Raw genomic sequence first — 22246 nt, 5'->3', positions numbered from 1 at the left:
TCGGCGCCCTTAGAGAATGGCCATTTTCTGGAGATCGACCAGCTTGCCGATGCCCAGCTTGGCAAGGCCCATAAGCTTGCCGAATTCCTCTTCCGAGAAAGGCGCACCTTCGGCAGTTCCCTGGATTTCGACGATACCGCCAGACCCGGTCAGAACGAAGTTGGCGTCGGTTTCAGCGGTGCTGTCCTCGGCGTAGTCGAGATCGAGCACCGGCGCACCTTCATAGATGCCGCAGGAAATGGCGGCGATATGATCCTTCAGAACCTCGCCGGAGACCATGTCACGGGCTTTCATCCACTCGATGCAATCGCGCAGCGCGACCCAGGCACCGGTGATGGAAGCGGTGCGAGTGCCGCCATCGGCCTGAATGACGTCGCAATCGACCGTGATCTGGTTTTCGCCGAGGGCTTCCAGATTGACGACAGCGCGCAGCGACCGGCCAATAAGACGCTGGATTTCCTGGGTCCGGCCGGATTGCTTGCCGGCGCTGGCTTCGCGGCGCATACGATCGCCCGTGGCGCGCGGCAACATGCCGTACTCAGCGGTTACCCAGCCACGGTTCTGGCCGCGCAACCACGGCGGAACCCGCTCTTCCAGGCTGGCGGTGCACAAGACGTGCGTGTCGCCGAACTTGACGAGACAAGAACCCTCGGCATGTTTGGAAACTCCACGCTCCAGCGTGACCGCACGGAGTTCATCGGCTGCGCGTTTGGACGGACGCATGCATATCCCTTTCGACTTTTGTTCCGGAAAAACCGCCGTTTCTCCGGTGTATTCGTTGAGGCCTTGTAGACCCCAAATTCCTTCGCCGTAAAGGCCTTGCGTTGTGATACTTCACGCAAGCCCCCTTTTGCGCCTATATCTTTTTGGGGGAACCTCCACCGGCCCCGGTGAACGGTCACATTCGGAGAACAAGCCTTGAGCCTCAGCGACCTCGACAAGAGATCCCGTGAAATCTTCCGTTCGATCGTGGAAACCTATCTGGAGACCGGCGAACCCGTCGGCTCCCGAAACGTTTCGCGCAAGCTCGGCATTTCGCTGTCGCCTGCGTCGGTCCGCAACGTGATGTCCGATCTGGAACATATGGGCCTCCTGCATTCGCCCCACACCAGCGCGGGCCGGATGCCGACAGAAATCGGCCTGCGCTTCTTCGTCGATGCCCTTCTGGAAGTGGGTGACCTGACCCAGGACGAACGCCGGGCAATCGACGCGCAGGTTCGGGCCTCGCAAAAAGCCAATTCCGCCGAGCAGGTGCTGACGGAAGCCAGCCAGATGCTGTCCGGCCTGTCCATGGGTGCCGGTGTGGTGCTGACCCACAAGTCGGACATGCGGCTGAAACAGATCGAATTCGTCCGCATCGAGCCACTGAAGGCATTGGCGATCCTCGTCAGCGAAGACGGCTCCGTCGAAAACCGTGTTGTCGCTCTGCCGGGCGACCTGCCGTCGTCCGCGCTGGTGGAGGCCAGCAATTATCTGAACGCCCAGATCAAGGGCCGAACCCTTTCTGAAATCCGGACCGAACTGGAAACGGTGCGCGACGCGGACCAGGCCGAACTCGATCTTCTGAGCCAGAAGGTGATCGACGCGGGCCTTGCGGTCTGGGGCGGCGAAAGCGCTACCGATCCGGGTACGCTGATCGTTCGGGGCCGCTCGAACCTCCTGACCGACCTCGACGCGGTTGAGGATCTGGAGCGCATCCGGCTGCTGTTCGACGACCTGGAAAGCAAGAAGGACCTGATCCAGCTACTGGGTCTTGCCGAAAAGGGCGACGGCGTGCGCATCTTCATCGGGTCGGAGAACAATCTCTTCTCGCTGTCGGGGTCTTCTCTGGTGGTGTCGCCCTACAGGGATAGCAACCAGCGCATCGTCGGTGTTCTCGGCGTTATCGGGCCCACCCGGCTGAATTATGCAAGGGTCATCCCGATGGTCGATTACACGGCCCGGCTGGTCAGTCGCATATTGGGGTAAGCCTGCCGGATACCGGTTTTTCCAAACCTGGGACGGCTTGACCTGCCACCCGCTCCATCCCCATCTGTACCCGAGACCAGCCAGACAGGACCTGACATGCTTTCGCCCGCCGAACTGGAACGCTACGCCCGCCACATCGTGCTGCAGGAAATCGGCGGCGCCGGCCAACAGAAGCTGAAGAATGCCCGTGTGCTGGTGATCGGTGCCGGTGGCCTGGGTGCGCCGGTGCTGCAATATCTGGCAGCCGCCGGTGTTGGCACGCTGGGCATCGCCGACGACGACACCGTCTCACTGTCCAATCTGCAACGTCAGGTGATCCACGATACCGACCAGCTCGGCGAGCCGAAGGTCGCCAGTGCTGCCGAAGCCATCGCGCGGCTAAACCCCAATGTGAAAGCTGAGCCACACCCCACCCGCCTTGCCGGCCACAATGCCATGCAGCTGGTGTCCCGATACGATCTGGTGGTGGACGGGTCGGACAACTTCGATACTCGCTATCTGGTGTCCGATGCCTGTTTCTTTGCGCAAAAGCCGCTGGTAACGGCCGCCGTCGGCCAATTTGACGGCTCGTTGACCACTTTGAAGCCCTATGAAACCGGTCCCGACGGAACAGCCAATCCGACCTATCGGTGCCTGTTTCCGCAAAAGCCGCGTGACGGCCTGCTGCCGACTTGTGCCCAGGCAGGTATCCTGGGTGCGCTGACGGGCATCATCGGCGCCATGCAGGCTATGGAAGTGCTGAAGGAACTGACGGGAACGGGCGAGGGGCTGGTTGGCCGGATGATCCTGTTCGACGCCAGAACCGTGCGCATGGAAACCATCCGCTACAAGCGCTCCCCGAAAAACCCGCTCAACGGCGACACTCCGAAAAGCTGGGTGGAGATGCTGGAGGAGGCGTGAGGGACCCCTGCAGATGTCCCCACGCAAATGTGGGGGCTGAGTCACTGGGGCTCCGGAAATCTCTTAGTCGCAATGGATTTACAGCCGACACCCAAAACAAAACCCGCGCCGGTTTCCCGGCACGGGTTCTGTAAAACTGTGGCCTGACTGACCTTAGTTCGGCTTCTGCTCGCTCGCCTGCTGGGCGGCGGCCTGCTGGGCCATGTTCTGGCGGTAGAGCTGGGCGAAGTCGATCGGGTCGAGCATCAGCGGCGGGAAGCCACCGTTACGCGTGGCTTCGGAAAGGATGTTGCGTGCGAACGGGAAGATCATGCGCGGGCATTCGATCATCACGAACGGATGCATGTGCTCTTTCGGCACGCCGGTGATCTTGAACAGGCCTGCGTAGACCAGCTCGACGTTGAACATCACCATGTCCGGGCGCTCGGCCTTGGCGGTCAGGGTCAGCACGACTTCAAACTGCTCGTCGTTGACCTGCTGGGCACCGACGTTGACGTTGATGTCGAGCTTCGGCTGATCGCCCGGTCCCAGGGAACGCGGCGCATTCGGGTTTTCGAAAGACAGGTCCTTGATGTACTGGCCAAGGATGTGCATGCCCGGCGCTGCTGCGCTCTCCGCCTGCGGCTGCGCGCCGCCGTCATTGGTGTCGGTCATCATCTCATTCCGTTGCGCGGTGCTGATCTGAAATGAAGAGCTATTAAATCCCTCCGGCTGGCCGCCGGCCCGCGTGATCCGGACAGCCGTGTTAGCGGGTGGCTACCACTTACGCCTTGTCGGCACAAGAGCCCCGGCCTTGCCAGCCGCCGGAAACCGCTTCAAAAGGGGGGGAGTTGCCGTTCTCCAAGAAGCGCAGATGCCCGAACAACCGACATCCAATATCACCCTGCCGCACCGGCGCCTGAAACTCGATACGCTGGTACGCCTGCGCTGGCTTGCCGTTGGCGGTCAGTCAGCGGCACTTCTGGTGGTGCATGTCGGTCTCGGCTATCCCCTGCCAGCCGGACTTGCCTTCGCCATGGTGGCCCTGTCCGCCTGGCTCAACATCTTTCTGAAGATCCGCTGGCCCTCTGCCATGCGCCTGTCGGAACGCGCCGCAGCCCTGCAACTGGTCTATGACATCCTGCAGATGAGCGGGCTTCTGTTCCTGACCGGCGGCCTGGGCAATCCGTTTGCATTTCTGCTGATGGCACCAGTCATGGTGTCCGCCACGGGCCTGTCGGCCCGCTACACGATCCTGCTTGGTATTCTGGCCACGGTCTGCGCCAGCCTCGTGGCCATCTTCCATCTGCCTCTGCCCTGGCCTGTCGGCGACGATTTCTCTCTTCCCATCGTCTATTCGGTCGGCATCTGGATTGCGCTTGTCTCTACGCTTGGCTTCATGGCGATTTACGCCTTTCGCGTGGCTGAAGAAGCCCGCCAGATGGCCGATGCGCTCGCGGCAACCGAGCTTGTGCTTGCCCGCGAGCAGCACCTGAATGCACTGGACGGTCTGGCGACCGCCGCCGCGCATGAACTCGGCACACCGCTTGCCACCATCTATCTGGTGGCCAAGGAGCTATCGGACGAGTTCGAGACCGGCGATGCCAGAGGCGAAGACGTTGCCCTGATCCGCTCCCAGGCAGAGCGTTGCCGCTCGATCCTGCGACAGCTGACCAGCCTTTCGAGCGAAGAAGACCGCACCTACCAGCGCATGCCGGTATTGCAATTGCTGGAAGACGTGGTCGATCCGCACCGGGGCACGGGTGTTGCGATCCACTCAACTGGAACCGGTACAGGCGCCGAGCCGGTGGGCACACGCAATGCGGCCATCCGCTACGGTCTGGGCAATCTTCTGGAAAATGCCGTCGATTTCGCCAAGACCCGCGTCGATGTGTCCGCTACCTGGGATAAGACAACGCTTTCCATATCAATCAAGGACGACGGACCGGGATTTTCGGTCGAAATTCTGGGCAAGATCGGCGACCCCTACGTTTCCGTGCGCGGCGGAAAGTCGCCACAACGCGGCACCGGCGGAGGACTTGGCCTGGGTATTTTCATCGCCAAAACCCTGCTGGAACGCACGGGTGCCAAGCTGCACCTTGAAAATTCGGCCCCGCCCCAGACAGGGGCTCACATCCGGGTGAGTTGGCCGCGCAAAGTGTTTGAACAGGACGGCAGAGTGGACGAAACGGGTTTTTCACCCCATAACGGCAACAAAGCACAAACAATGCATGCTGTGCCCGTGACTTCATCCGCGGTGCAGGAGAAGACGGACGAAAAAGACCGGTAGAGCCAAATGACGGACCAGACACCTGCCCTGAATACTTCGGAGGACATGACCCTCCTGATCGTTGACGACGACAAGCCGTTTCAGCAGCGCCTTGCGCGCGCCATGGAAAAACGCGGATTTACAACGGAAACCGCCGACAGCGTTCAGGACGCAACGGGCAAGATTGCCCAGAACGCACCGGCTTTCGCCATCGTCGACATGCGGCTTGAAGACGGCAACGGCCTTGACGTCATCGAGCAGCTTCACCAGCGCCGCCCGGATGCCCGCGCCATCGTTCTGACCGGATACGGCAACATTGCAACCGCCGTCACGGCGGTCAAACTGGGGGCCATCGACTATCTGGCCAAACCCGCAGACCCGGACGACATCGTTGCTGCCCTTGCCCGCAAGCCGGAAGACAAGGCCCAGCCGCCCGAAAACCCGATGTCGGCTGACCGGGTCCGCTGGGAGCATATTCAGCGGGTTTATGAGCTTTGCGACCGCAATGTTTCGGAAACCGCCCGCCGACTCAACATGCACCGCCGCACCCTGCAACGGATCCTGGCAAAGCGGGCGCCACGCTGAGAAAGCCGGGGCTTCCCGCCATTGCGGGCTTGCCCTTAGACCGCCACTTTGCCTAAGTATTCCCAAATGGTGATAACCTGCGCTCCCACGGAGATCGCTTATGCGGCTTGATGCTGCCAATGCCCTTGTTGCCCCTGCGCTGAAATGTGGCCTTCTTGCCGCCTGCAGCGCGGTTTTCATGATGGCCGCGTTGCCTGCACAGGCGCAATCGGTTCCCGAAACCATGCGTATCAACGTGGAACCGCCGCAGCCCGGCATCCGGTCGATCACCGTGAACAAGAAGTACCGGCCGATCATCAGCCGTGACGAAACCGGCGTGGTCATCGACACGATGGGCAGCGACAACAAGCTGCCGCCCTGTGACGTCAAGCTTGAAGTCACACTGGAAAACAGCCGCGTCCTGCATCGCGACGCCAGCTTCTGCTCCGGTGGCACGTTGGTGGTTGACGTGTCGAACGACGGCAAGCCGGGCGCTGCGGCCCGCGTTGTCGGCACGAATTCCGGCACAGCGGCCGGCCCGGTTTCCAACACTGCGTCGGCAACGCAGCCGTCCCAGCAGGACAAGCCTGCGTCAGGACAGCAGACGGCCACCAACGCGGCCGGATCGCCGAACTCGTCCATCGAGCAAATCAACCCGCCTGCCGACCAGGGCGGACTGCAGCCGCTCGATCAGGTCGACACCCCCATTTCCGCACCGGGCACGGAAACAGCCTCCTTGCCTGACGATGTCGACACCGGAACCGGCAACGATTTTCCCGGTGCCGCCAATTCCCAACCGGTACTTGTGACCGCGAACGAAGCGCGTGAATGGCTGGCCGAACCTGGAACGCAGCCCGGAACGCCTTCGCTGCTTCAGCATGCCGTTCCGCAAACGGACGACCGGGATTTCCGGGCAGACTGCAGCACGCAGTCCGGGTTTGCGAAGATCACGTTCCAGCAGGCTCCAGCAGGCCTTCTGGAAGGCATGCCGCAGGCCGTGCGCATTTCCGCCGGTGAATTCGACCGCGTTTACAACGCCTTCGGGTCCTCCAGCGCCAATGAAAGCGGAACCTCTCTCCCGGAAGTCAATATCGAGATGAGCGACCCGCTGTGGGAAGCCATGATCAAGCAGTCTGCCCTGTCGATCGCGGTGGAAGGCTTGCCCACACATGATGTATCGCTGAAAGGCAGCGCCAACCCGGTGCGCCTGTTCGTCGCGACCTGCGCCCAGCCCCAGCAGATCGTTTCCGACGATGCCTACGGCAGCGGCGCCGAGGAAGCGAACTCTGACCTTTCCTGCGGTGAACTCGGCCGTGTCCGGTCTGTTGAAGCCGTTCGGCCCGGCCAGATCGTGTTCCGCAACGCCAGCCGTCAGCCCATCGAGGTGAGCTGGGTGGATTACCGCGGCGGCGAGCGGCCCTATGCGCGCCTGGAACCCGGGCAGATCCTGGAACAGCAGACCTATGTCTCCCATGCCTGGACCGTGCGCGGCGCCAGTGGTGAATGCCGGGGTATTTACGTCACGAAGACGCCGTACCGGGAAGTCGTGATCAATGGGCCGGCCAATTTCGGAGCCCCCGGAAACAGCGGATTTGACAACAACGGCTTTGATAACAACGGATTCGGCAACAATGGCCTGGACAACGGCGGTACCTGGGGTGCGCCCAACGGCGGTGGCTTCGACGCTCAGCCTGGTGGCGACTTGCCGTCCGGTCCTGTCCCTCCCGGCTCCATCGAAGGCTCGAACCAGCCCACGTTCCAGCAACAGCAGACAGCCTCGGCCAACGTGGCCGACTACCTGTGCACCGCGGGTATCGATCTGAACGTCGTTTTCGCGCCGGACATGCAGTCCGCAACCGTTGCCGAAATGGGATATGGCGCAGTCACCCTGCAGCGCCAGGGCAGTGCCAACACGTTTTATTACGAATCTCAGGGACATGTGCTGAAGGGACAGCTTCAGAATGCGACCTGGACTCGCCCCGGATTGAGGGATGTCTTCTGCGCCCGCAGATAAATATCAATCTATATTGTAATAAATGACGATATTTGTTCCTGCCGGACATCCTGACTGCTGGGCAGCTTCCGTATAATAAATTGTTTTTACGATATAAATCCCCGTCGTATTAAGCATTTGGTGAATGATTAAGAAGAAACCTTCCCGAACAGAGTTCGATAGGAATCACTTAACCATGTCCTTCGCCCGTTGGCCCATTACCTGGAAAATCAGCCTCCCGATCGCGACCATTCTGCTGTTCACAGCCGCGATCTGTGTGGTCAGTCTCAACAGCCTTTATTCGGCTATGTTTGCGGAGCGCCTCAAGAAAATTGAGGAGATCACCGAGAGCGCCGTTTCGATCGCCGCCCATTACCACGGCCTGGAAGATAGCGGGAAGATGAGCCGCGAAGAGGCTCAGACCGCAGCCCGGGAGGCCATTGGTGCCATCCGCTTCGAAGGCAATAACTACGTCTTCGCCTATGACTACCAGGGCATGAACCTCGTCCATCCGAACGCAAAGCTTGTCGGCACCAACATGATGGGCTTCACCGACAAGACGGGTGTGAAGATCGTTGCCGAACTGATCAAGGATGCCAAGGCCGGCGGCGGGTCGCTGCTGTATTACTGGCCGCGCGCGACCGGCGAAGACCCCATTGAAAAATATAGCTGGGGATCCGGTTTTGAACCGTGGGGCTGGATGCTCGGCACCGGGGTTTACGTTGACGATCTCGATGCGGCCTACTGGAGTGCGGCCACTTCGATTATCGCCCTGGCCCTGGCTGGAGCCCTGATTGCAATCGGTATCGCGATTGTCGCCGTTCGCAACACGGTTCGCCCGCTTCGTGCGCTGACAAACAACATGAGCCTGCTCGCCGAAGGCAACACCAGCATAACCGTCGAAGGTGCAGACCGCGGCGACGAAATCGGCCAGATGGCGGGCGCCATGGAAGTTTTCGTCAGGAACGAAACCGCACGTCGTGACATGGAAGAGCAGCAGAATTCCAGCCAGGAAGATGCTGCCCGCAAGGGAGCCGAAATCCAGCAGCTGAGCGGCGACTTCGACCGTCAGATCATGGAGATGCTCAACATCATCGACAGCTCCGTGCAGAACCTGCAGTCTGCCTCCGCCGACATGACGGGTGTCTCCGCGCAGACCATGGAACAGAGCGGCCGCGTTTCCAATGCGTCCTCCCAGGCGGCCCACAACGTGGAGACAGTTGCCGCGGCAGCGGAGGAACTGTCGGCATCGGTCAACGAAATCCGCCGTCAGGTGCAGTCTTCCAGCGAGATTGCAGCCCGTGCCGCCGGGGAAGCCCAGTCCACCAACCAGCGCATGCATGGCCTCTCCGAAAGCGCCAGCCGCATTGGTGAAGTCGTGACGCTGATCCAGGCAATTGCCGAGCAGACCAACCTTCTGGCCCTGAACGCGACCATCGAAGCGGCGCGCGCCGGCGAAGCCGGCAGGGGCTTCGCTGTCGTTGCGGCGGAAGTCAAGGACCTGGCCACCCAGACGTCCAAGGCGACCGAGGAAATCTCCAGCCAGATCACGGCGATCCAGGACGAGACCGGCCATGCGGCCAGCGCCATCTCCTCGGTTACGGAAATCATCAACAACATGAACGAAATCGCTTCGTCCATCGCGTCCTCCGTGGAGGAGCAGGGTGTTGCGACGCAGGAGATCGCCAGCAATGCGACTGAAGCGTCGCGCAGCACGGTGGAAGTGACAACAAACATCGAGACCGTTGCAGCGGCCGCCGAAAACACCCGCGATACCGCGGAAAAGGTCGACAGCTCCGCGCGGCAACTGAAGGAAAACGCCTTGATGCTGCGCAATCAGGTTGCCACCTTCCTGCAGGAAGTGCGCAAGCGTTCCGTCGCCTAAGCTGGCAAACAGCATTTAAAAGGCCCGCGGTCTTTCAAGACTGCGGGCCTTTCTCGCGTCTGCCTTAACGTGCCTGGTCAGGTTGGAGGCGCTGTCAAAAGGCCTTCTCCCAGAACCTTGAAAGCGTCGATCACCTTCTTCAGATCCGCTTGCGGGTCATTGCTCGCCGCAATCCAAAGGGCGGCATTGAAGGCAGCTCCGTTCAAAAGCCGCGCAGCAGCTTCCGCATCAACGGGTTTTACGAGACCTTCGGCGATCAACCGTTCAAGCGCACTTGTTGTGGTTTGCAGGCAGAGGTTCTGGCTTGGCCACTGGGACGGATCGCCAAGCACGGATGGTCCGTCGAGCAGCACGATGCGTTGCACTTCGGGTTTCAGGGCCATCTCGATATAGGCGATGCCTTCTGCCATGAGCGATTCCCATTCGCTCCCGCCAAGCCGACTGGCGGCTTCTTTGGCCTCGGCTGCGATTTCACCATCGAGCTGATTGACGACCGCCTGTAGCAGGCCTTTCTTGTCTCCGAAATTGTGGTAAAGCGCGCCGCGCGTCAGGCCGACCGAGGCGGTCAATTCATCCATGGACGCAGCTGCATAGCCTTGTTCGGCAAAGGCTTTTCGCCCTGCAGCAATCAGCTTTGCCCGCGTTTCTTCCATCATTTCGGCTCGTTTTCCAGGCGCCATCCCTACCTCGCAGATTCGCATACGCCGCGTATGCCAATTGACATACGTCATGTATGTGAGTTATTCACATACGTAGCGTATCTCAATAACCACTCCTCGTTAAGCCCAGGTTCCCAGAGAAGCCAAACCCTCAAAGGACAGCACATGACCAGAAGCCAACCCGTTTTCCCGGAAGGCCGTCACGCCCTTTATGACACGCATAAATACTCGGCCGCCCTTCGCTCCGGCGACCTTCTTTTTGTATCCGGTCAGGTCGGCAGCCGTGCGGACGGCACGCCAGAACCGAACTACGAAAATCAGGTGCGCCTTGCCTTTGAAAACCTGCAAGCCGTGCTGAAAGCGGCAGGCTGCGGGCTGGATGATATCGTCGACGTCACGACCTTTCACACCGATCCGGAAAACCAGTTCGAGAGCTTGATGAAGGTGAAGGACGAGGTTTTCGACAAAGCCCCCTATCCGAACTGGACAGCTGTTGGCGTCAACTGGTTGGCCGGTTTCGATTTTGAAATCAAGGTCATTGCGCGTATCCACGACACCGCCTGACACCTGTTCGGCTGGCTTGCCGCCTGGTTTTCTCGAACCTCAAGCCAGGACAGGACAGACAAATAGCCTTCTGCGGTTGCAAGCTGCGACGTGGCCCACCACGTGCGGAAGGCGCAAGAAGACGGTCGCGGACTGTTTCCAGCGCATATCTGCCAATGCATGTACCATGGAGACCAGATCATGAGCGATGCCGCGAACTGGCACCTTTCCGAAGAAATCCGAACGTCTGCCGGTGTCGTGAAGGCAGGCCGGGCGGGAGAAGGACCATCTCTGGTGCTCGCCCATGGCTGGCCCTGGTCGTCCTGGTCCTGGCATCAGCTCATTCCAGAACTCTCCAAGAATTTCCACGTTCACTGGTACGACATGCCGGGATACGGCCAGTCGGAAAAATCGCCAGAACAACGCACATCCCTCGACGTCCAGGGCAAGGTCTTTGCCGAAATGCTCGATCACTGGCAACTCGAACGGCCCTCGGTGGTGGCTCATGACTTTGGTGGAGCAACAACGTTGCGGGCGCATCTGTTGCACCGCTGTGATTTCGAGAAATACGTCCTGATGAACGTCGTTGCGCTCCGCCCCTGGGGGTCGGAGTTCTTCGACCACGTCGGCCGCCATGTGGAAGCCTTTGTCGGGCTGCCACCGCATATCCACCGCGCAGTTGTCGAGGCCTATATCGGTGGGGCCCTGGTGAATGAAATCGGGACCGAAGCTCGCGCGGCACTGGCAGCCCCCTGGCTGACGGAAGAAGGCCGCGGCAGCTTCTATCGCCAGTTTGCGCAGGCGGACGAAGCCTATACGAACGAGATCGAACCGCTTTACGGAGATATCCGCTGCCCGGTCAAGATCCTGTGGGGAGAGGACGACCCGTGGATCCCGATAGACCGTGGTCGGGCTCTGCATGCCGCCATTGCGCGATCAACCTTCGAACCACTGCCAAACGCGGGCCACCTGCCGCAACTCGAGGTTCCAGAACAGGTTCTGGGCAAATTGACAGCCTTCCTCTGATGCAGGCGGGGCGGTCCGCCTTGCCCGCTGCTCTTGGTCACCACGCGGCGGTCAGATCTTGCGCAGGGCGACCTTGGCAATCTTGTGGCTGGAATCCTTGGTGAGGATCAGGTCGGCGCGAGGCCGTGTCGGCAGGATGTTTTCGCGCAGGTTGACCAGGTTGATGTCATTCCAGATCCGGTTGGCGGTCGTGATCGCCTCCTGATCGGTGATCCTTGAGTACTTATGGAAATAGGATCCCGGATCTCGGAAGGCCGTCTCCCGCAGGTGCATGAAGCGGTCGACATACCAGTTCAGCAGCAGGGTTTCGTCGGCATCGATATAGACGGAGAAGTCGAAGAAATCCGAGACAAACGGCACCGCGCGCCCGTCCTTGGGCAACTCGCGTGTCTGCAGGACGTTGAGGCCCTCGACAATGAGAATATCAGGCCGGTCAACCGTAACCGTGTGGCTGGGCATGACGTCGTAATAGAAGTGCGAATAGACCGGCGCACGGACAAACCGCTTGCCGGCCTTGATGTCGGACAGGAATTTCAGCAACCGGGGCCTGTCGAAGCTTTCCGGAAACCCCTTCTTGGACATGAGCCCTTCGGCTTCCAGCACCGCATTGGGATAAAGAAAGCCGTCTGTGGTGATCAGATCGACCTTGGGGCTGGCTGGCCAGCGGGTCAGAAGCTCACGCAGAACACGCGAGGTGGTGGACTTGCCGACAGACACGGACCCGGCCACGCCGATAATGAAGGGGGTCTTGCCATCGCGGGTGCCGAGAAAGTTCTGCGTTGCCTCGAATATGCTGATCGTCGCTTCGGCGTAAAACGCGAGCAGGCGGGACAGCGGCAGATAGATCGTCTCGACCTGCTCGATGGAGACCGGCGCGTTAAGGCCCTGCAACTGTGCCACTTCACGCGCATCCAGCGTCATGGGCGTGTCCGCACGCAGTCTTGCCCACTCGCGCTCGGTGAACACCTGGTACGGGGACAGATCCATGTCCAGGGCCGTGGCGACTTTCTGATCCATAACTTCGCAGTTCCTGCTGCGCGGCTGACGCCGGATCCGGGACAGGGCGAGTAACCCTGGTTATTCCTGAGGCCGGGACGCTTTTTCTTCCAGTCCGGTTTGACCCGTACGGCTCGCAAGCTCCTTCATAACATCCCCTAAGGGAACATTGGAGACGTTGAGAACCACCAACAGGTGATAAAGCACATCGGCGGCCTCGGCCGTCAACTCCTGCCGGTCCTTCTGAACGGCGGCAATCGCCGCCTCAACCGCTTCCTCCCCCAGCTTCTGGGCGCATTTGGCAACGCCCTTGTTGACGAGCTTGCGCGTGTAGGACTTTTCGTCCGCGCTATTCGCACGTGCAGCAATAATGGCGTCCAGATCTTCCAAAGTGAAGTCGGTCATTCGGCTAGTTCCCTTGAGGCCGTTTCAGGCGTCGAGGCGCATCGGTACGCCAGCGTCGTTCATGAAGTGCTTGGCTTCCTGAATGGTGTGTTCGCCAAAGTGGAAGATCGAGGCAGCCAGGACGGCGGTTGCGTGACCATCGCGGATGCCTTCAACCATGTGATCCAGATTGCCGACACCGCCCGAAGCAATCACGGGCACAGGCACTGCATCGGCAATCGCCCGGGTGAGGGCGATGTTGTAGCCGGATTTTGTACCATCCCGGTCCATCGAGGTGACCAGCAGCTCACCAGCGCCAAGATCAACCACCTTTCTGGCGAATTCGACCGCGTCGATGCCAGTGGCGTTGCGGCCGCCATGGGTGAAGATCTCGAATTTTTCCGGTTCGCCCGGCGCGTTGACCTGCTTGGCGTCGATGGAGACGACGATGCACTGCGCCCCGAATTTTTCCGCCGCTTCGCGCACGAAATCCGGATTGGTGACAGCTGCCGTGTTGATCGACACCTTGTCGGCCCCGGCGATCAGCAGTTTGCGGATGTCTTCCACGGTGCGCACGCCGCCGCCGACGGTCACCGGCATGAAACAGGCCTCCGCCGTGCGCCGGACAACGTCGTAGATCGTGTCCCGGCCCTCGTGGCTGGCCGTGATGTCCAGAAAGCAGAGTTCGTCCGCACCGGCCGCGTCATAGGCCTTGGCAGCTTCCACCGGATCACCGGCATCGACCAGATCGACGAAGTTGACGCCCTTGACGACACGGCCGTCCTTGACGTCGAGACAGGGAATGACACGGGCTTTCAGGGTCATGATGCTTTGCTCCGCGCAGCCTGGATCAGATCCATGGCTTCTTTCGGATCGAGACGGCCATCATAAAGCGCCCGTCCGGAGATCGCGCCTTCCAGGATAGCGCAGTCGGGCTTCAGCAGGCGGTGGATGTCGTCAATCGACGCAAGCCCACCGGAAGCGATGACCGGAATGGAGACGGCCCGGGCAAGTTCCAGGGTCGAGGGAATGTTGAGGCCCTTCAGGACGCCGTCCCGGTCGATATCGGTGTAGATGATCGCCGCAACGCCTGCGTCCTCGAACTGTCTGGCCAGGTCGACGGCAGTCAGTTCGGACGTTTCCGCCCAGCCCTCGACAGCGACATAGCCGCCCTTGGCGTCGATACCGACGGCAATCTTGCCCGGGAACTTGCGGCAGGCTTCCTTCACCAGCTCGGGATCGCGCACGGCAATCGTGCCCAGAATGACGCGGCTGATGCCCTTGTCCAGCCAGGTTTCGATATGATCCAGCGTCCTGATCCCGCCACCCAGCTGCACCGGGTTCTTCGTTGCCCCCAGAATGGCATCGACAGCCGCGCCGTTGACGCTCTCGCCGGCAAAGGCGCCGTTGAGATCGACCACATGGAGCCATTCAAAGCCCTGGTCCTCGAACGCCCGGGCTTGCGCACCCGGGTTGTCGTTGAACACGGTTGCCTGGTCCATGTCGCCCAATTTCAGGCGAACGCACTGGCCATCCTTCAGATCGATGGCGGGAAAGAGGATCATGTCGCTTTAATTTCCTTCAACGATGACGATTTCGCCATCGGCTACTTTCTGGCGGATTTTCACCGCTTCCTGATATTCGGGCGAATTATAGCAATCCACCGCGTGCTGGAAGCTCGGAAATTCGATGATGACGTTGCGGGCCCGACCGGGCCCTTCAATGGCATTGGTCTTGCCGCCGCGGGCCAGGAAGTTGGCGCCGAACCGCTCGAAAGCGGGCTTTGCCGTTTCCACGTATGCCGGATATCCGTCGGCGTCGTGCACGTCGACACGGGCGATCCAGTAACCTTTGCTCATTTTGGCCTCCCAGGCGCTTCTGGTTTCAAGGGGTCCAGTCCAGGAAATTGGCAATCAGCTCAAGACCGAGCCGCTGGCTTTTTTCCGGGTGGAACTGGGTACCGATCATGTTGTCCTTCGCCACCATGGCGGTGAAGGTGCCGGCATAGTCGAACGTCGCCAGACGGTCTTCCGTCCGGGCGCAGGCAAAGTGGAAAGAGTGCACGAAATAGGCATGCAGGCCATCCGGCCCGGTTTCCAGGCCCTTGAACACCGGGTGGCTTTCCGGGCGAACATTGATGGTGTTCCAGCCCATGTGCGGGATCTTCAGCGTCTTGTCGGCCGGTTCCATGGCGGTGACGTCGCCTTCGACCCAGCCAAGGCCTTCAATGGTCTCGAATTCCAATCCGCGGCTCGCCATGAGCTGCATGCCAACGCAGATTCCGAAGAACGGCTTGCCGTCCTTGCGCACGGCCTGCTCCAGCGCTTCGGGCATGCCTTCGACGGCCCACAGGCCGCGCTTGCAGTCGGCAAAGGCGCCGACGCCCGGCAGCACCACACGGTCAGCCTTCAGAACCCTTTCCGGGTCGGACGTGACGATCACATCGGGCGTGTGGGCGTGGGCGCGGGCCGCGCGCTCGAACGCCTTTTCGGCCGAGCGCAGATTGCCCGAGCCATAATCGATAATCGCAATTGTCATTGACGGGTCTCCGGACCGAGGGTCAGGCCCACCACCTGCTCGCTGCCGACCCTTGGGATGATCGGTTGGGAGGCGGGGCGCTGTTGCCGGTCGATTTGGGGTCTGGGCGGCAAAACCTTGTCCGCCGCCTTATGGAGAAAACGAAGTTCGGCTTCGGACTTGTTGAGCGCGTCGACGATACCGACAACACGCCAGCCCTTGCGCGCCAGCGACCAGCGGCGCAGCGCCTGGGCTTCCAGACCGAACAGGATAGAGGTGAAAAGAGCGACAACCGTCATGGCTTCCTGACTGACGGACAATGCCAGGATTTCGATTGCCAGCGTCGCGACAAGATAGCCGAGCAGCACCAGCCACATGCGGTTGACCAGCAGCCAGATGACGGCAAACAGGAACGCAAGCGTCGAGAAGCCGTCCGGAATGAAGGCAAGCCGGTCGGTCTGGCGTGGATCGCCAGCCAAATCCTCAAACTCTGGCGGAGCCATCACAACATATGTGCTCATGCGCCGTTTCCTGCCCTAGCCGCCGAGCTGGCCCTTGGTGGTCGGAATGCGGTTTGCCTGCCGCGGGTCAATCTCCATCGCCTTGCGCAACGAACGCGCAACCGCCTTGAAGCAGGTTTCGGCAATGTGATGGCAATTGGAGCCATAAAGATTGGCGATATGAAGAGTGATCCCGGAATTCATCGCGAAGGCCCGGAAAAACTCCTCGAACAGCTCCGTGTCGAAATCACCGATCTTGTCCCGGTCGAAGGTGACGTCCCAAACAAGGAACGGACGGCCGGAGACATCCAGCGCGCAGCGGGTCAGCGCTTCGTCCATGGCAAGGTGGGTGTCGGCGTAGCGGGTGATGCCCGCCATGTCGCCCAGAGCCTTGGAAAGCGCCTGGCCCAGCGCGATGCCGGTGTCCTCGACCGTATGGTGAAAGTCGATATGGGTGTCGCCATCGGCGCGCGCCTTGATATCGATCAGCGAATGTCGCGACAGTTGCTCCAGCATATGGTCGAAGAACCCGATACCGGTCTTGACGTCGTAAGTGCCCGTACCGTCCAGGTTGATCTCGACCGAGATGCGGGTTTCCTTGGTGTCGCGCGATACACTCGCAGTGCGCATGTGCTGATGCCCCGTGCAGTGGGAAAGAAGAACCGCGGTGTTGTAGCAGCCTGAACCGCCTAAGAAAATAGCGGTTTCATAGTGAAAGGGTTCTGCGGCCGGTCTATCGTGCGGACAAGCAAATCGGCGTCAGCCTATCTGCAGGTTCCTGAAATTCACTTTGGGGGAAATCCATTATGTACAATAAAGCCATTTCGGAAGGCGGGATTGCCGTCGTGACCGGCGCAGCCAGCGGTGTCGGACTTGCCGCCGCCACACGCTTCGCCCAGGCGGGACTGGGCGTGATCCTTGCCGATCTTCCCGGTGCTGAGCTGGAAGAGGCAACCGAAAAGGTTCGCGCCGCCAGCACGGTCGGTGTTGATATTCTCGCGGTTCCGACTGATGTCGGCGACATGGAGCAGGTCCAGGCCCTGGCCGACAAGGCTTTTGAAACGGGACCCGTCTCGGTTTTGATGAACAACGCCGGCATCAGCCTGCCGACATCCGCCTGGCAGGACTTAGACAACTGGGTCCGGCTGATGGACATCAACTTCTACGGCGTCCTGCGCGGTGTCCATGCCTTCACACCGCGCCTGATCGAGGCTGCCCGACCGGCGGTCATCGTCAATACCGGCTCGAAACAGGGCATCACGACACCGCCGGGCAACCCCGGCTACAACACCACCAAGGCGGCGGTAAAGGTGCTCAGCGAACAGCTGGCCCACGAGCTGCGCCAGACCGATGCGCCCATTTCCGTGCATCTTTTCGTACCGGGCTTCACCTATACCGGCATGACCGCTGGTTATTTTCCGGAAAAACCGGCTGCGGCCTGGACCAGCGAACAGACCGTCGATTATTTCATCGAGCGGATGTCGGCTGGCGACTTCTACATTCTGTGCCCGGACAATGATGTCGACACCACCAGGGACAAGCGCCGGGCAGAATGGGCCATCGGCGATATCATCGAGAACCGGCCGGCGCTGTCGCGCTGGCATGACGACTACAAGGACGCCTTCGCGGAATTCGAGCGCACAGGCAAGGTGTAGTTCTGGCGCTGGGCGATCCATGGTGCTATGCACTGACACCTGCCCCAAAATCGAGGATCTGCCCATGCCGACCAGCCCGTTCGCCCCGAAAACCGCTCTGGACCGTCTGATGCTGCCCGTGGACGTGCCAACGGTTGCCGATGCCGAGAAACTGGTGAAGCAGACCGAAGGCAAGGTCGGTGTCTACAAGATCGGCATGGAGCTGCAATTCGCCGGCGGGCTGGAATTCGCCCGGGACCTGGCGCGCGACGGCAAGAAGATCTTTCTCGACGTAAAACTGCACGACATCGACAACACAATCGAGAAAGCCGTGCGCAACGTCGCCAAGATGGGCATGACGTTCATGACCCTGCATGGGTATCCGAAAACCATGCGCGCCGCCGTGAAGGGCCTGCGGGAAGAGGGCAATCCCGACCTGTGCCTGCTCGGTGTAACGGTTCTGACCTCCATGGACGAGCAGGATCTGATGGACGCAGGATATCGCGGCCCGATTGCCGATGTGGTGGAAACCCGCGCGCGCGACGCCCGTGACGCGGGCATGGGCGGCATTGTCTGTGCCGCCACCGAAGCCTTGAAGCTGCGCACCATTCTTGGAGACGAGCTTGTAATCGTCACCCCCGGCATCCGTCCTTCCGGCAGCGACGCCGGTGACCAGCGCCGGGTCATGACCCCCGCCGATGCCATTCATGCCGGCAGCGACTACCTAGTGGTCGGCCGCCCGATCAGCCGCGCCGAAGATCCGGGAGCTGCGGCCGATGCAGTGGTTGCCGAGATAGAAGCGGGGCTGACCCTGCCACCGCTAATCGATGACACCAGTCACCGGAAAACCGCATCCTTCGGCAATTTTTCGATATGACGCGGTAAATCCGCTCAGGGACGCGGTGTAGACAGTCCCTTTTGGCCCGACGATATCGATCTGCCCGTTCCGCTGCATGGCCTGAAGCACACGCTGATTGTCCTCGAGCGGGAAATTGGTATGGGCGAAGGCGAAACCGTCTTCGTCGTAACCCGCGTCGACCGTTGCCTGCGCGCTGTCGCCGTCATCAAAGACGAAGTTGACCTTCTGATCGTTCTGAAGAACCGTGGCATGCCCCCGGATGGCGCGCTCGGTCAGCTGAACCCCCGGAAACATATCCGGCGGCAATGCATCGCCATTGGAAATGGAAAACCCGACGGTGGGCAGGCCGTCGCCACCGGTCCACATGGAGCAGGTGATCCGAAGATCCTCACCGGTATCGACCGCCTCGATCTGGGCGTTCCAGTCCTTGTAGGAAAAATACTGCTGCTCGGCCTGAACTGCGGAAGCGGCAAACAGGCCGAGACCGAGGCCGGTCAAAATTCTGAATATCATGAGAAAGCCCTCGAAAAGGTAAGTTGGCGCTCACTCAACACGGAAAACCTTAAAATACGTCCCCGATGCATCCGTGATTATTGAGCCTCTGTCCTGAAGGGCCCTGACCCTTCGCATTCGGCTATGAGCGACATCCTCATCAGCTGCGCTTGCCAGATCACCTCCCAAAGTCACCACGGACAGAGGTAGGGGTGGGGGCAATCGCATCGCCAGGCAAAAAAAACCACCGCCGAAGCGGTGGTCCAGTTTTCTTGAATCACGTGAGTTCGTCTCACGCTGCTTGATGGTCTCCATTGGCGGCAGACCGAAGGACCATGCCGTAAAGATCGCGCGGGTCGTCCGGATCCGCCAGCAGGTCGAGCTTCTCGAAGTAGCCTGTTTTCGGCAACAGATCGTGGACATAGCGCAGGGCGGCAAAGTCCTCGACGGCAAAGCCGACGCTGTCGAAGAGCGTTATCTGGTCCTGCGATGTGCGACCTTCCGCCTTGCCGGCATAGACCTGCCAGAGTTCGGTGACCGGATGATCGCGGTCCAGCTGCTGGAATTCGCCTTCGATGTGGGTCTGATCCGGGAATTCGACAAAAATATCCGACCGCAGAAGGATGTCTCGGTGCAGTTCGGTCTTGCCCGGGCAGTCGCCGCCGACCGCGTTGATATGTACGCCGGTACCGATCATGTTGTCGGTCAGGATCGTCGCAGATTTCTTGTCCGCCGTGACCGTGGTGATGATCTGCGCACCCTCGATCGCATCCTCCGGCGTCTTGCAGATGGTCACGTTGAGATCCGAACTGGCAAGGTTGCGGGCAAGCCGCAAGCTGGCTGCACTATCAATGTCGTAGGCACGGATCTCGGTGATGCCGAGCATTTCCTTGAAGGCAAGGCACTGGAAATCCGACTGTGCGCCATTGCCGATGATCGCCATTGTGGTGGAGCCTTTGGGCGCCAGGTATTTGGCGGCAAGTGCCGAATTGGCTGCCGTGCGCAGCGCGGTCAGAATGGTCATCTCAGTGAACAGCATTGGATATCCGGTCATCAGGTTCGACAGAACACCGAAACCCGTGACGGTCTGCAGACCATCCCGGGTGTTGCCCGGGTGGCCGTTGACATATTTGAAGCCGAAGGTCTTGCCGTCGCTGGTCGGCATCAGCTCGATCACGCCCTGGGGTGCATGCGCCGGTATGCGCGGCTTCTTGTCGAAGCTTTCCCAACGCAGGAAATCCTGCTCGATATAGCCGGCAATGCCGCGCATGAAGGTTTCAACGCCAATGGCGCGAACATTGCGCATCATGTTGTCGACGCTGACAAACGGCACATAGGCCAGGTCGGACGGCAGGAGATCGATTGGGCTGTTAGACATTGTTCGGTCCTCTAGAAGCTTCTTGTCGGCCGGTCGAAGACCCGGCGGCCGAACAGGCTGCCGGTCAGCTCGACCATCAGACGCGCGGTTTTTCCGCGTTCGTCCAGGAAGGGATTGAGCTCGACCAGGTCGAGCGAGGTGACGAGGCCGCTGTCATGCAGCATCTCCATCACCAGATGGGCCTCGCGGAAGGTCGCGCCGCCCGGAACCGTGGTCCCGACGGCCGGGGCAATCGACGGGTCCAGGAAATCGACGTCCAGACTGACATGCAGCAGGCCGTTTTCCGCTCTCACGCGGTCCAAAAAGGGTTTCAACGAGGCACCGATGCCTTCCTCGTCGATCCGGCGCATGTCGCTGACGCCAACGCCGTGACTGACAAGCAGGCTTCGCTCCGCATCGTCGATGGAGCGGACACCCAGAATTTCGACGTTTTGCGGTTTTAACGCGTGTTCAAGCGGCGCGCCGAGCAGATCGTCAAACCCGGGAAGGCCGCACAGAAACGCAAGCGGGGTGCCGTGCAGATTGCCGCTGGCGGTGCTTTCCAGCGTGTGAAAATCTGAATGGGCATCGAGCCAGAGCACAAAAAGGGGTCGGCCGAGCGCGGCAGCCGCCTTCGCCTGCCCCGAGACCGTGCCGGCCGCCATGGCATGATCGCCGCCGAGATAAATCGGCACGACCGGGCTTTCGCCAAGATCCGCAGCCTTTTGGTGCAGGGCACGGGTCCAGCCGACATAGGCAGGGTAGTTGCGCAAAACAGTGTTGGGAGGCGTAAGAGCGCCGACATCCGCCGGCGCCAGATTGCCGTGATCTGACACCGAATGGCCAAGCTCACGCAATGTATCCTGCAAGCCTGCGGTTCGGTAGGCGTCCGGCCCCATGAGACAGCCCCGCTGACCGGCCCCTTCGTCCACCGGCGCTCCGACCAGGACTATCTGTTTTTCAACGGTGATCACGTTCCGCTTGCCTCAAAATTTCGACTGTCAGAAGTGTGTTGAAACGCCGCGGCGGAGTAAATCCGGACACTTGATCAAAAGAGCAGCCAAATTTATCATTTTGGAAATCTCAATTTATCGGAATGGAATGATGGACGATCTGGATCTTCGGTTGATCACGCTTCTGCGCCACGATGGGCGAAGATCAGTGTCCGAATTGGCAGGTGATTTGAAAGTCTCACGTGCGACCGTGCGCTCGCGTATGGAAAAGCTGGTCGAAACTGGAGAAATACTCGGTTTTACCGCAGTCCTGCGCGACGACTGGCGCGACCTGCCCATCCGTGCGGTAACGCTGGTGGTGGTGGACGGCCATAACACCGAACCGGTGATCCGCTCGCTCAGTGCCATGACCGAGGTTCGCGCGATCCATTCGACAAACGGCAAGTGGGACCTGGTGCTGGACGTGGCCACCCGTGATCTTGTGGCCTTTGACGATGCGCTCAACCGCATTCGCCTGATCGAAGGCATTACCGGCACCGAGACAAGCCTGCTTCTGACAACCCGCAAGGGTCCGGCGGTCTCCGCCAGCGAATTCAAGGACGTTTTGGGCTAGACGGCAGGCCCCGGCGTCTGAGCGTTTCCGCTACGAGCCGGTTGGGCAGCGTTATCCGGATGACGAGAGATGTTGCCGCAGATCGCAAATCGGGTCGATCCGGTGTCGGTCACCGACTAAGATCGGATCAGACTTCAAGATCAGACCGAAGAAAC

The 22246-nt window shown here is 60.4% G+C and carries 25 protein-coding genes; 11 read left to right on the top strand and 14 right to left on the bottom strand.

Features of this window, described 5'->3' with window-relative positions; genetic code table 11:
- Positions 1–9 precede the first annotated feature (9 nt).
- Positions 10–723 (bottom strand): ribonuclease PH, encoded by a 714-nt coding sequence (rph, locus tag AC2A6O_RS10895; protein ID WP_023002406.1) that lies wholly within the window; start codon positions 721–723, stop codon positions 10–12.
- A 195-nt stretch (positions 724–918) separates the two neighbouring features.
- Between rph and hrcA the strand changes: the two genes are divergently transcribed.
- Positions 919–1968, top strand: a complete 1050-nt coding sequence (gene hrcA, locus AC2A6O_RS10890) for a heat-inducible transcriptional repressor HrcA (protein WP_148583281.1) — start codon at positions 919–921, stop codon at positions 1966–1968.
- A gap of 96 nt (positions 1969–2064) precedes the next feature.
- A complete protein-coding gene (locus tag AC2A6O_RS10885) occupies positions 2065–2868 on the top strand; it encodes a HesA/MoeB/ThiF family protein (RefSeq protein WP_498926915.1) in 804 nt (267 codons plus the stop codon).
- 153 nt (positions 2869–3021) lie between these two features.
- Here AC2A6O_RS10885 and secB read toward each other — a convergent pair whose 3' ends face one another.
- Positions 3022–3522, bottom strand: a complete 501-nt coding sequence (secB, locus tag AC2A6O_RS10880) for a protein-export chaperone SecB (protein WP_148583283.1) — start codon at positions 3520–3522, stop codon at positions 3022–3024.
- A 199-nt stretch (positions 3523–3721) separates the two neighbouring features.
- Between secB and AC2A6O_RS10875 the strand changes: the two genes are divergently transcribed.
- The 4 genes from AC2A6O_RS10875 (at position 3722) to AC2A6O_RS10860 (ending at position 9558) form a co-directional block, all read left to right on the top strand.
- Positions 3722–5137, top strand: coding sequence for an ActS/PrrB/RegB family redox-sensitive histidine kinase (locus AC2A6O_RS10875; RefSeq protein ID WP_498926913.1), 1416 nt, complete (start codon positions 3722–3724; stop codon positions 5135–5137).
- 6 nt (positions 5138–5143) lie between these two features.
- Positions 5144–5701, top strand: a complete 558-nt coding sequence (locus tag AC2A6O_RS10870) for an ActR/PrrA/RegA family redox response regulator transcription factor (protein ID WP_148583285.1) — start codon at positions 5144–5146, stop codon at positions 5699–5701.
- A 100-nt stretch (positions 5702–5801) separates the two neighbouring features.
- Positions 5802–7694, top strand: a complete 1893-nt coding sequence (locus AC2A6O_RS10865) for a VHL beta domain-containing protein (RefSeq protein ID WP_498926910.1) — start codon at positions 5802–5804, stop codon at positions 7692–7694.
- Between the two features lie 175 nt (positions 7695–7869).
- Positions 7870–9558 carry a methyl-accepting chemotaxis protein gene (locus AC2A6O_RS10860; protein ID WP_498926908.1) on the top strand — a complete coding sequence of 563 codons (1689 nt, stop codon included), beginning with the start codon at positions 7870–7872 and terminating at the stop codon, positions 9556–9558.
- 77 nt (positions 9559–9635) lie between these two features.
- Here the strand turns inward: AC2A6O_RS10860 and AC2A6O_RS10855 are convergent, their stop codons facing one another.
- Positions 9636–10214 (bottom strand): TetR/AcrR family transcriptional regulator, encoded by a 579-nt coding sequence (locus AC2A6O_RS10855; protein WP_205513905.1) that lies wholly within the window; start codon positions 10212–10214, stop codon positions 9636–9638.
- Between the two features lie 168 nt (positions 10215–10382).
- Here AC2A6O_RS10855 and AC2A6O_RS10850 point away from each other — a divergent pair, with 168 nt between their 5' ends.
- The gene (locus AC2A6O_RS10850) at positions 10383–10781 is read left to right on the top strand and encodes a RidA family protein (RefSeq protein ID WP_498926906.1); all 399 of its coding nucleotides are present in this window, start codon (positions 10383–10385) and stop codon (positions 10779–10781) included.
- Positions 10782–10961: 180 nt separating this feature from the next.
- Positions 10962–11786, top strand: coding sequence for an alpha/beta fold hydrolase (locus AC2A6O_RS10845; RefSeq protein WP_498926904.1), 825 nt, complete (start codon positions 10962–10964; stop codon positions 11784–11786).
- Between the two features lie 51 nt (positions 11787–11837).
- Here AC2A6O_RS10845 and coaA read toward each other — a convergent pair whose 3' ends face one another.
- From coaA to hisB, 8 genes are read right to left on the bottom strand one after another with little or no spacing between them, the layout of a single operon-like run.
- Positions 11838–12803 carry a type I pantothenate kinase gene (gene coaA / locus AC2A6O_RS10840; protein ID WP_148583291.1) on the bottom strand — a complete coding sequence of 322 codons (966 nt, stop codon included), beginning with the start codon at positions 12801–12803 and terminating at the stop codon, positions 11838–11840.
- A 60-nt stretch (positions 12804–12863) separates the two neighbouring features.
- Entirely contained in the window at positions 12864–13187 is a 324-nt protein-coding gene (locus AC2A6O_RS10835) for a phosphoribosyl-ATP diphosphatase (RefSeq protein ID WP_148583292.1), read from the bottom strand.
- Positions 13188–13211: 24 nt separating this feature from the next.
- Entirely contained in the window at positions 13212–13991 is a 780-nt protein-coding gene (hisF, locus tag AC2A6O_RS10830; RefSeq protein WP_148583293.1) for an imidazole glycerol phosphate synthase subunit HisF, read from the bottom strand.
- Positions 13988–14731, bottom strand: a complete 744-nt coding sequence (gene hisA, locus AC2A6O_RS10825; RefSeq protein ID WP_498926901.1) for a 1-(5-phosphoribosyl)-5-[(5-phosphoribosylamino)methylideneamino]imidazole-4-carboxamide isomerase — start codon at positions 14729–14731, stop codon at positions 13988–13990. The genes hisF and hisA overlap by 4 nt, the downstream gene beginning before the upstream one ends.
- A 6-nt stretch (positions 14732–14737) precedes the next feature.
- Positions 14738–15025, bottom strand: coding sequence for a DUF1330 domain-containing protein (locus AC2A6O_RS10820; protein ID WP_148583294.1), 288 nt, complete (start codon positions 15023–15025; stop codon positions 14738–14740).
- Positions 15026–15050: 25 nt separating this feature from the next.
- Positions 15051–15704: an imidazole glycerol phosphate synthase subunit HisH gene (hisH, locus tag AC2A6O_RS10815; protein ID WP_498926899.1), complete on the bottom strand. Its 654-nt coding sequence runs from the start codon at positions 15702–15704 to the stop codon at positions 15051–15053.
- Complete coding sequence (locus tag AC2A6O_RS10810) at positions 15701–16204, bottom strand: DUF2628 domain-containing protein (RefSeq protein WP_498926897.1); 504 nt, start codon at positions 16202–16204, stop codon at positions 15701–15703. The genes hisH and AC2A6O_RS10810 overlap by 4 nt, the downstream gene beginning before the upstream one ends.
- A 15-nt stretch (positions 16205–16219) precedes the next feature.
- The gene (gene hisB, locus AC2A6O_RS10805) at positions 16220–16813 is read right to left on the bottom strand and encodes an imidazoleglycerol-phosphate dehydratase HisB (RefSeq protein WP_498926895.1); all 594 of its coding nucleotides are present in this window, start codon (positions 16811–16813) and stop codon (positions 16220–16222) included.
- A gap of 176 nt (positions 16814–16989) precedes the next feature.
- Here hisB and AC2A6O_RS10800 point away from each other — a divergent pair, with 176 nt between their 5' ends.
- On the top strand, positions 16990–17838 hold the full coding sequence (locus AC2A6O_RS10800) for an SDR family NAD(P)-dependent oxidoreductase (protein ID WP_498926893.1): 849 nt from the start codon (positions 16990–16992) through the stop codon (positions 17836–17838).
- A gap of 64 nt (positions 17839–17902) precedes the next feature.
- Entirely contained in the window at positions 17903–18694 is a 792-nt protein-coding gene (gene pyrF, locus AC2A6O_RS10795) for an orotidine-5'-phosphate decarboxylase (RefSeq protein ID WP_498926891.1), read from the top strand.
- Here pyrF and AC2A6O_RS10790 read toward each other — a convergent pair.
- The 3 genes from AC2A6O_RS10790 to rocF all read right to left on the bottom strand — a co-directional run bounded on the left by AC2A6O_RS10790 (position 18638) and on the right by rocF (position 21499).
- The gene (locus tag AC2A6O_RS10790; RefSeq protein WP_498926889.1) at positions 18638–19189 is read right to left on the bottom strand and encodes a hypothetical protein; all 552 of its coding nucleotides are present in this window, start codon (positions 19187–19189) and stop codon (positions 18638–18640) included. The genes pyrF and AC2A6O_RS10790 overlap by 57 nt on opposite strands.
- 271 nt (positions 19190–19460) lie before the next feature.
- Entirely contained in the window at positions 19461–20546 is a 1086-nt protein-coding gene (ocd, locus tag AC2A6O_RS10785) for an ornithine cyclodeaminase (RefSeq protein WP_498926887.1), read from the bottom strand.
- Between the two features lie 11 nt (positions 20547–20557).
- Positions 20558–21499, bottom strand: coding sequence for an arginase (gene rocF / locus AC2A6O_RS10780; RefSeq protein ID WP_498926885.1), 942 nt, complete (start codon positions 21497–21499; stop codon positions 20558–20560).
- Positions 21500–21629: 130 nt separating this feature from the next.
- On the opposite strand from rocF, the gene AC2A6O_RS10775 reads away from it, so the two are divergent.
- Positions 21630–22091, top strand: coding sequence for an Lrp/AsnC family transcriptional regulator (locus AC2A6O_RS10775; protein ID WP_498926883.1), 462 nt, complete (start codon positions 21630–21632; stop codon positions 22089–22091).
- Positions 22092–22246: the final 155 nt, after the last annotated feature.

The organism is Labrenzia sp. ATLA3, assembly GCF_057180185.1.
Note: the sequence above shows the minus strand (reverse complement) of the source record. Positions and strands in the feature narration are given on the sequence as shown.

Bases quoted from the DNA above. Each gene is read 5' to 3' on its own strand.
- AC2A6O_RS10775 (WP_498926883.1), top strand. From the start codon at position 21,630: ATGGACGATCTGGATCTTCGGTTGATCACGCTTCTGCGCCACGATGGG.
- hisH (WP_498926899.1), bottom strand. From the start codon at position 15,704: ATGACAATTGCGATTATCGATTATGGCTCGGGCAATCTGCGCTCGGCC.
- ocd (WP_498926887.1), bottom strand. From the start codon at position 20,546: ATGTCTAACAGCCCAATCGATCTCCTGCCGTCCGACCTGGCCTATGTG.
- AC2A6O_RS10855 (WP_205513905.1), bottom strand. From the start codon at position 10,214: ATGATGGAAGAAACGCGGGCAAAGCTGATTGCTGCAGGGCGAAAAGCC.
- AC2A6O_RS10800 (WP_498926893.1), top strand. From the start codon at position 16,990: ATGTACAATAAAGCCATTTCGGAAGGCGGGATTGCCGTCGTGACCGGC.
- AC2A6O_RS10870 (WP_148583285.1), top strand. From the start codon at position 5,144: ATGACGGACCAGACACCTGCCCTGAATACTTCGGAGGACATGACCCTC.
- AC2A6O_RS10790 (WP_498926889.1), bottom strand. From the start codon at position 19,189: ATGATATTCAGAATTTTGACCGGCCTCGGTCTCGGCCTGTTTGCCGCT.
- AC2A6O_RS10810 (WP_498926897.1), bottom strand. From the start codon at position 16,204: ATGAGCACATATGTTGTGATGGCTCCGCCAGAGTTTGAGGATTTGGCT.
- hisA (WP_498926901.1), bottom strand. From the start codon at position 14,731: ATGATCCTCTTTCCCGCCATCGATCTGAAGGATGGCCAGTGCGTTCGC.
- AC2A6O_RS10850 (WP_498926906.1), top strand. From the start codon at position 10,383: ATGACCAGAAGCCAACCCGTTTTCCCGGAAGGCCGTCACGCCCTTTAT.
- AC2A6O_RS10860 (WP_498926908.1), top strand. From the start codon at position 7,870: ATGTCCTTCGCCCGTTGGCCCATTACCTGGAAAATCAGCCTCCCGATC.
- AC2A6O_RS10875 (WP_498926913.1), top strand. From the start codon at position 3,722: ATGCCCGAACAACCGACATCCAATATCACCCTGCCGCACCGGCGCCTG.
- AC2A6O_RS10835 (WP_148583292.1), bottom strand. From the start codon at position 13,187: ATGACCGACTTCACTTTGGAAGATCTGGACGCCATTATTGCTGCACGT.
- AC2A6O_RS10845 (WP_498926904.1), top strand. From the start codon at position 10,962: ATGAGCGATGCCGCGAACTGGCACCTTTCCGAAGAAATCCGAACGTCT.
- AC2A6O_RS10820 (WP_148583294.1), bottom strand. From the start codon at position 15,025: ATGAGCAAAGGTTACTGGATCGCCCGTGTCGACGTGCACGACGCCGAC.
- AC2A6O_RS10885 (WP_498926915.1), top strand. From the start codon at position 2,065: ATGCTTTCGCCCGCCGAACTGGAACGCTACGCCCGCCACATCGTGCTG.
- AC2A6O_RS10865 (WP_498926910.1), top strand. From the start codon at position 5,802: ATGCGGCTTGATGCTGCCAATGCCCTTGTTGCCCCTGCGCTGAAATGT.
- pyrF (WP_498926891.1), top strand. From the start codon at position 17,903: ATGCCGACCAGCCCGTTCGCCCCGAAAACCGCTCTGGACCGTCTGATG.
- coaA (WP_148583291.1), bottom strand. From the start codon at position 12,803: ATGGATCAGAAAGTCGCCACGGCCCTGGACATGGATCTGTCCCCGTAC.
- hisB (WP_498926895.1), bottom strand. From the start codon at position 16,813: ATGCGCACTGCGAGTGTATCGCGCGACACCAAGGAAACCCGCATCTCG.
- rph (WP_023002406.1), bottom strand. From the start codon at position 723: ATGCGTCCGTCCAAACGCGCAGCCGATGAACTCCGTGCGGTCACGCTG.
- secB (WP_148583283.1), bottom strand. From the start codon at position 3,522: ATGACCGACACCAATGACGGCGGCGCGCAGCCGCAGGCGGAGAGCGCA.
- hisF (WP_148583293.1), bottom strand. From the start codon at position 13,991: ATGACCCTGAAAGCCCGTGTCATTCCCTGTCTCGACGTCAAGGACGGC.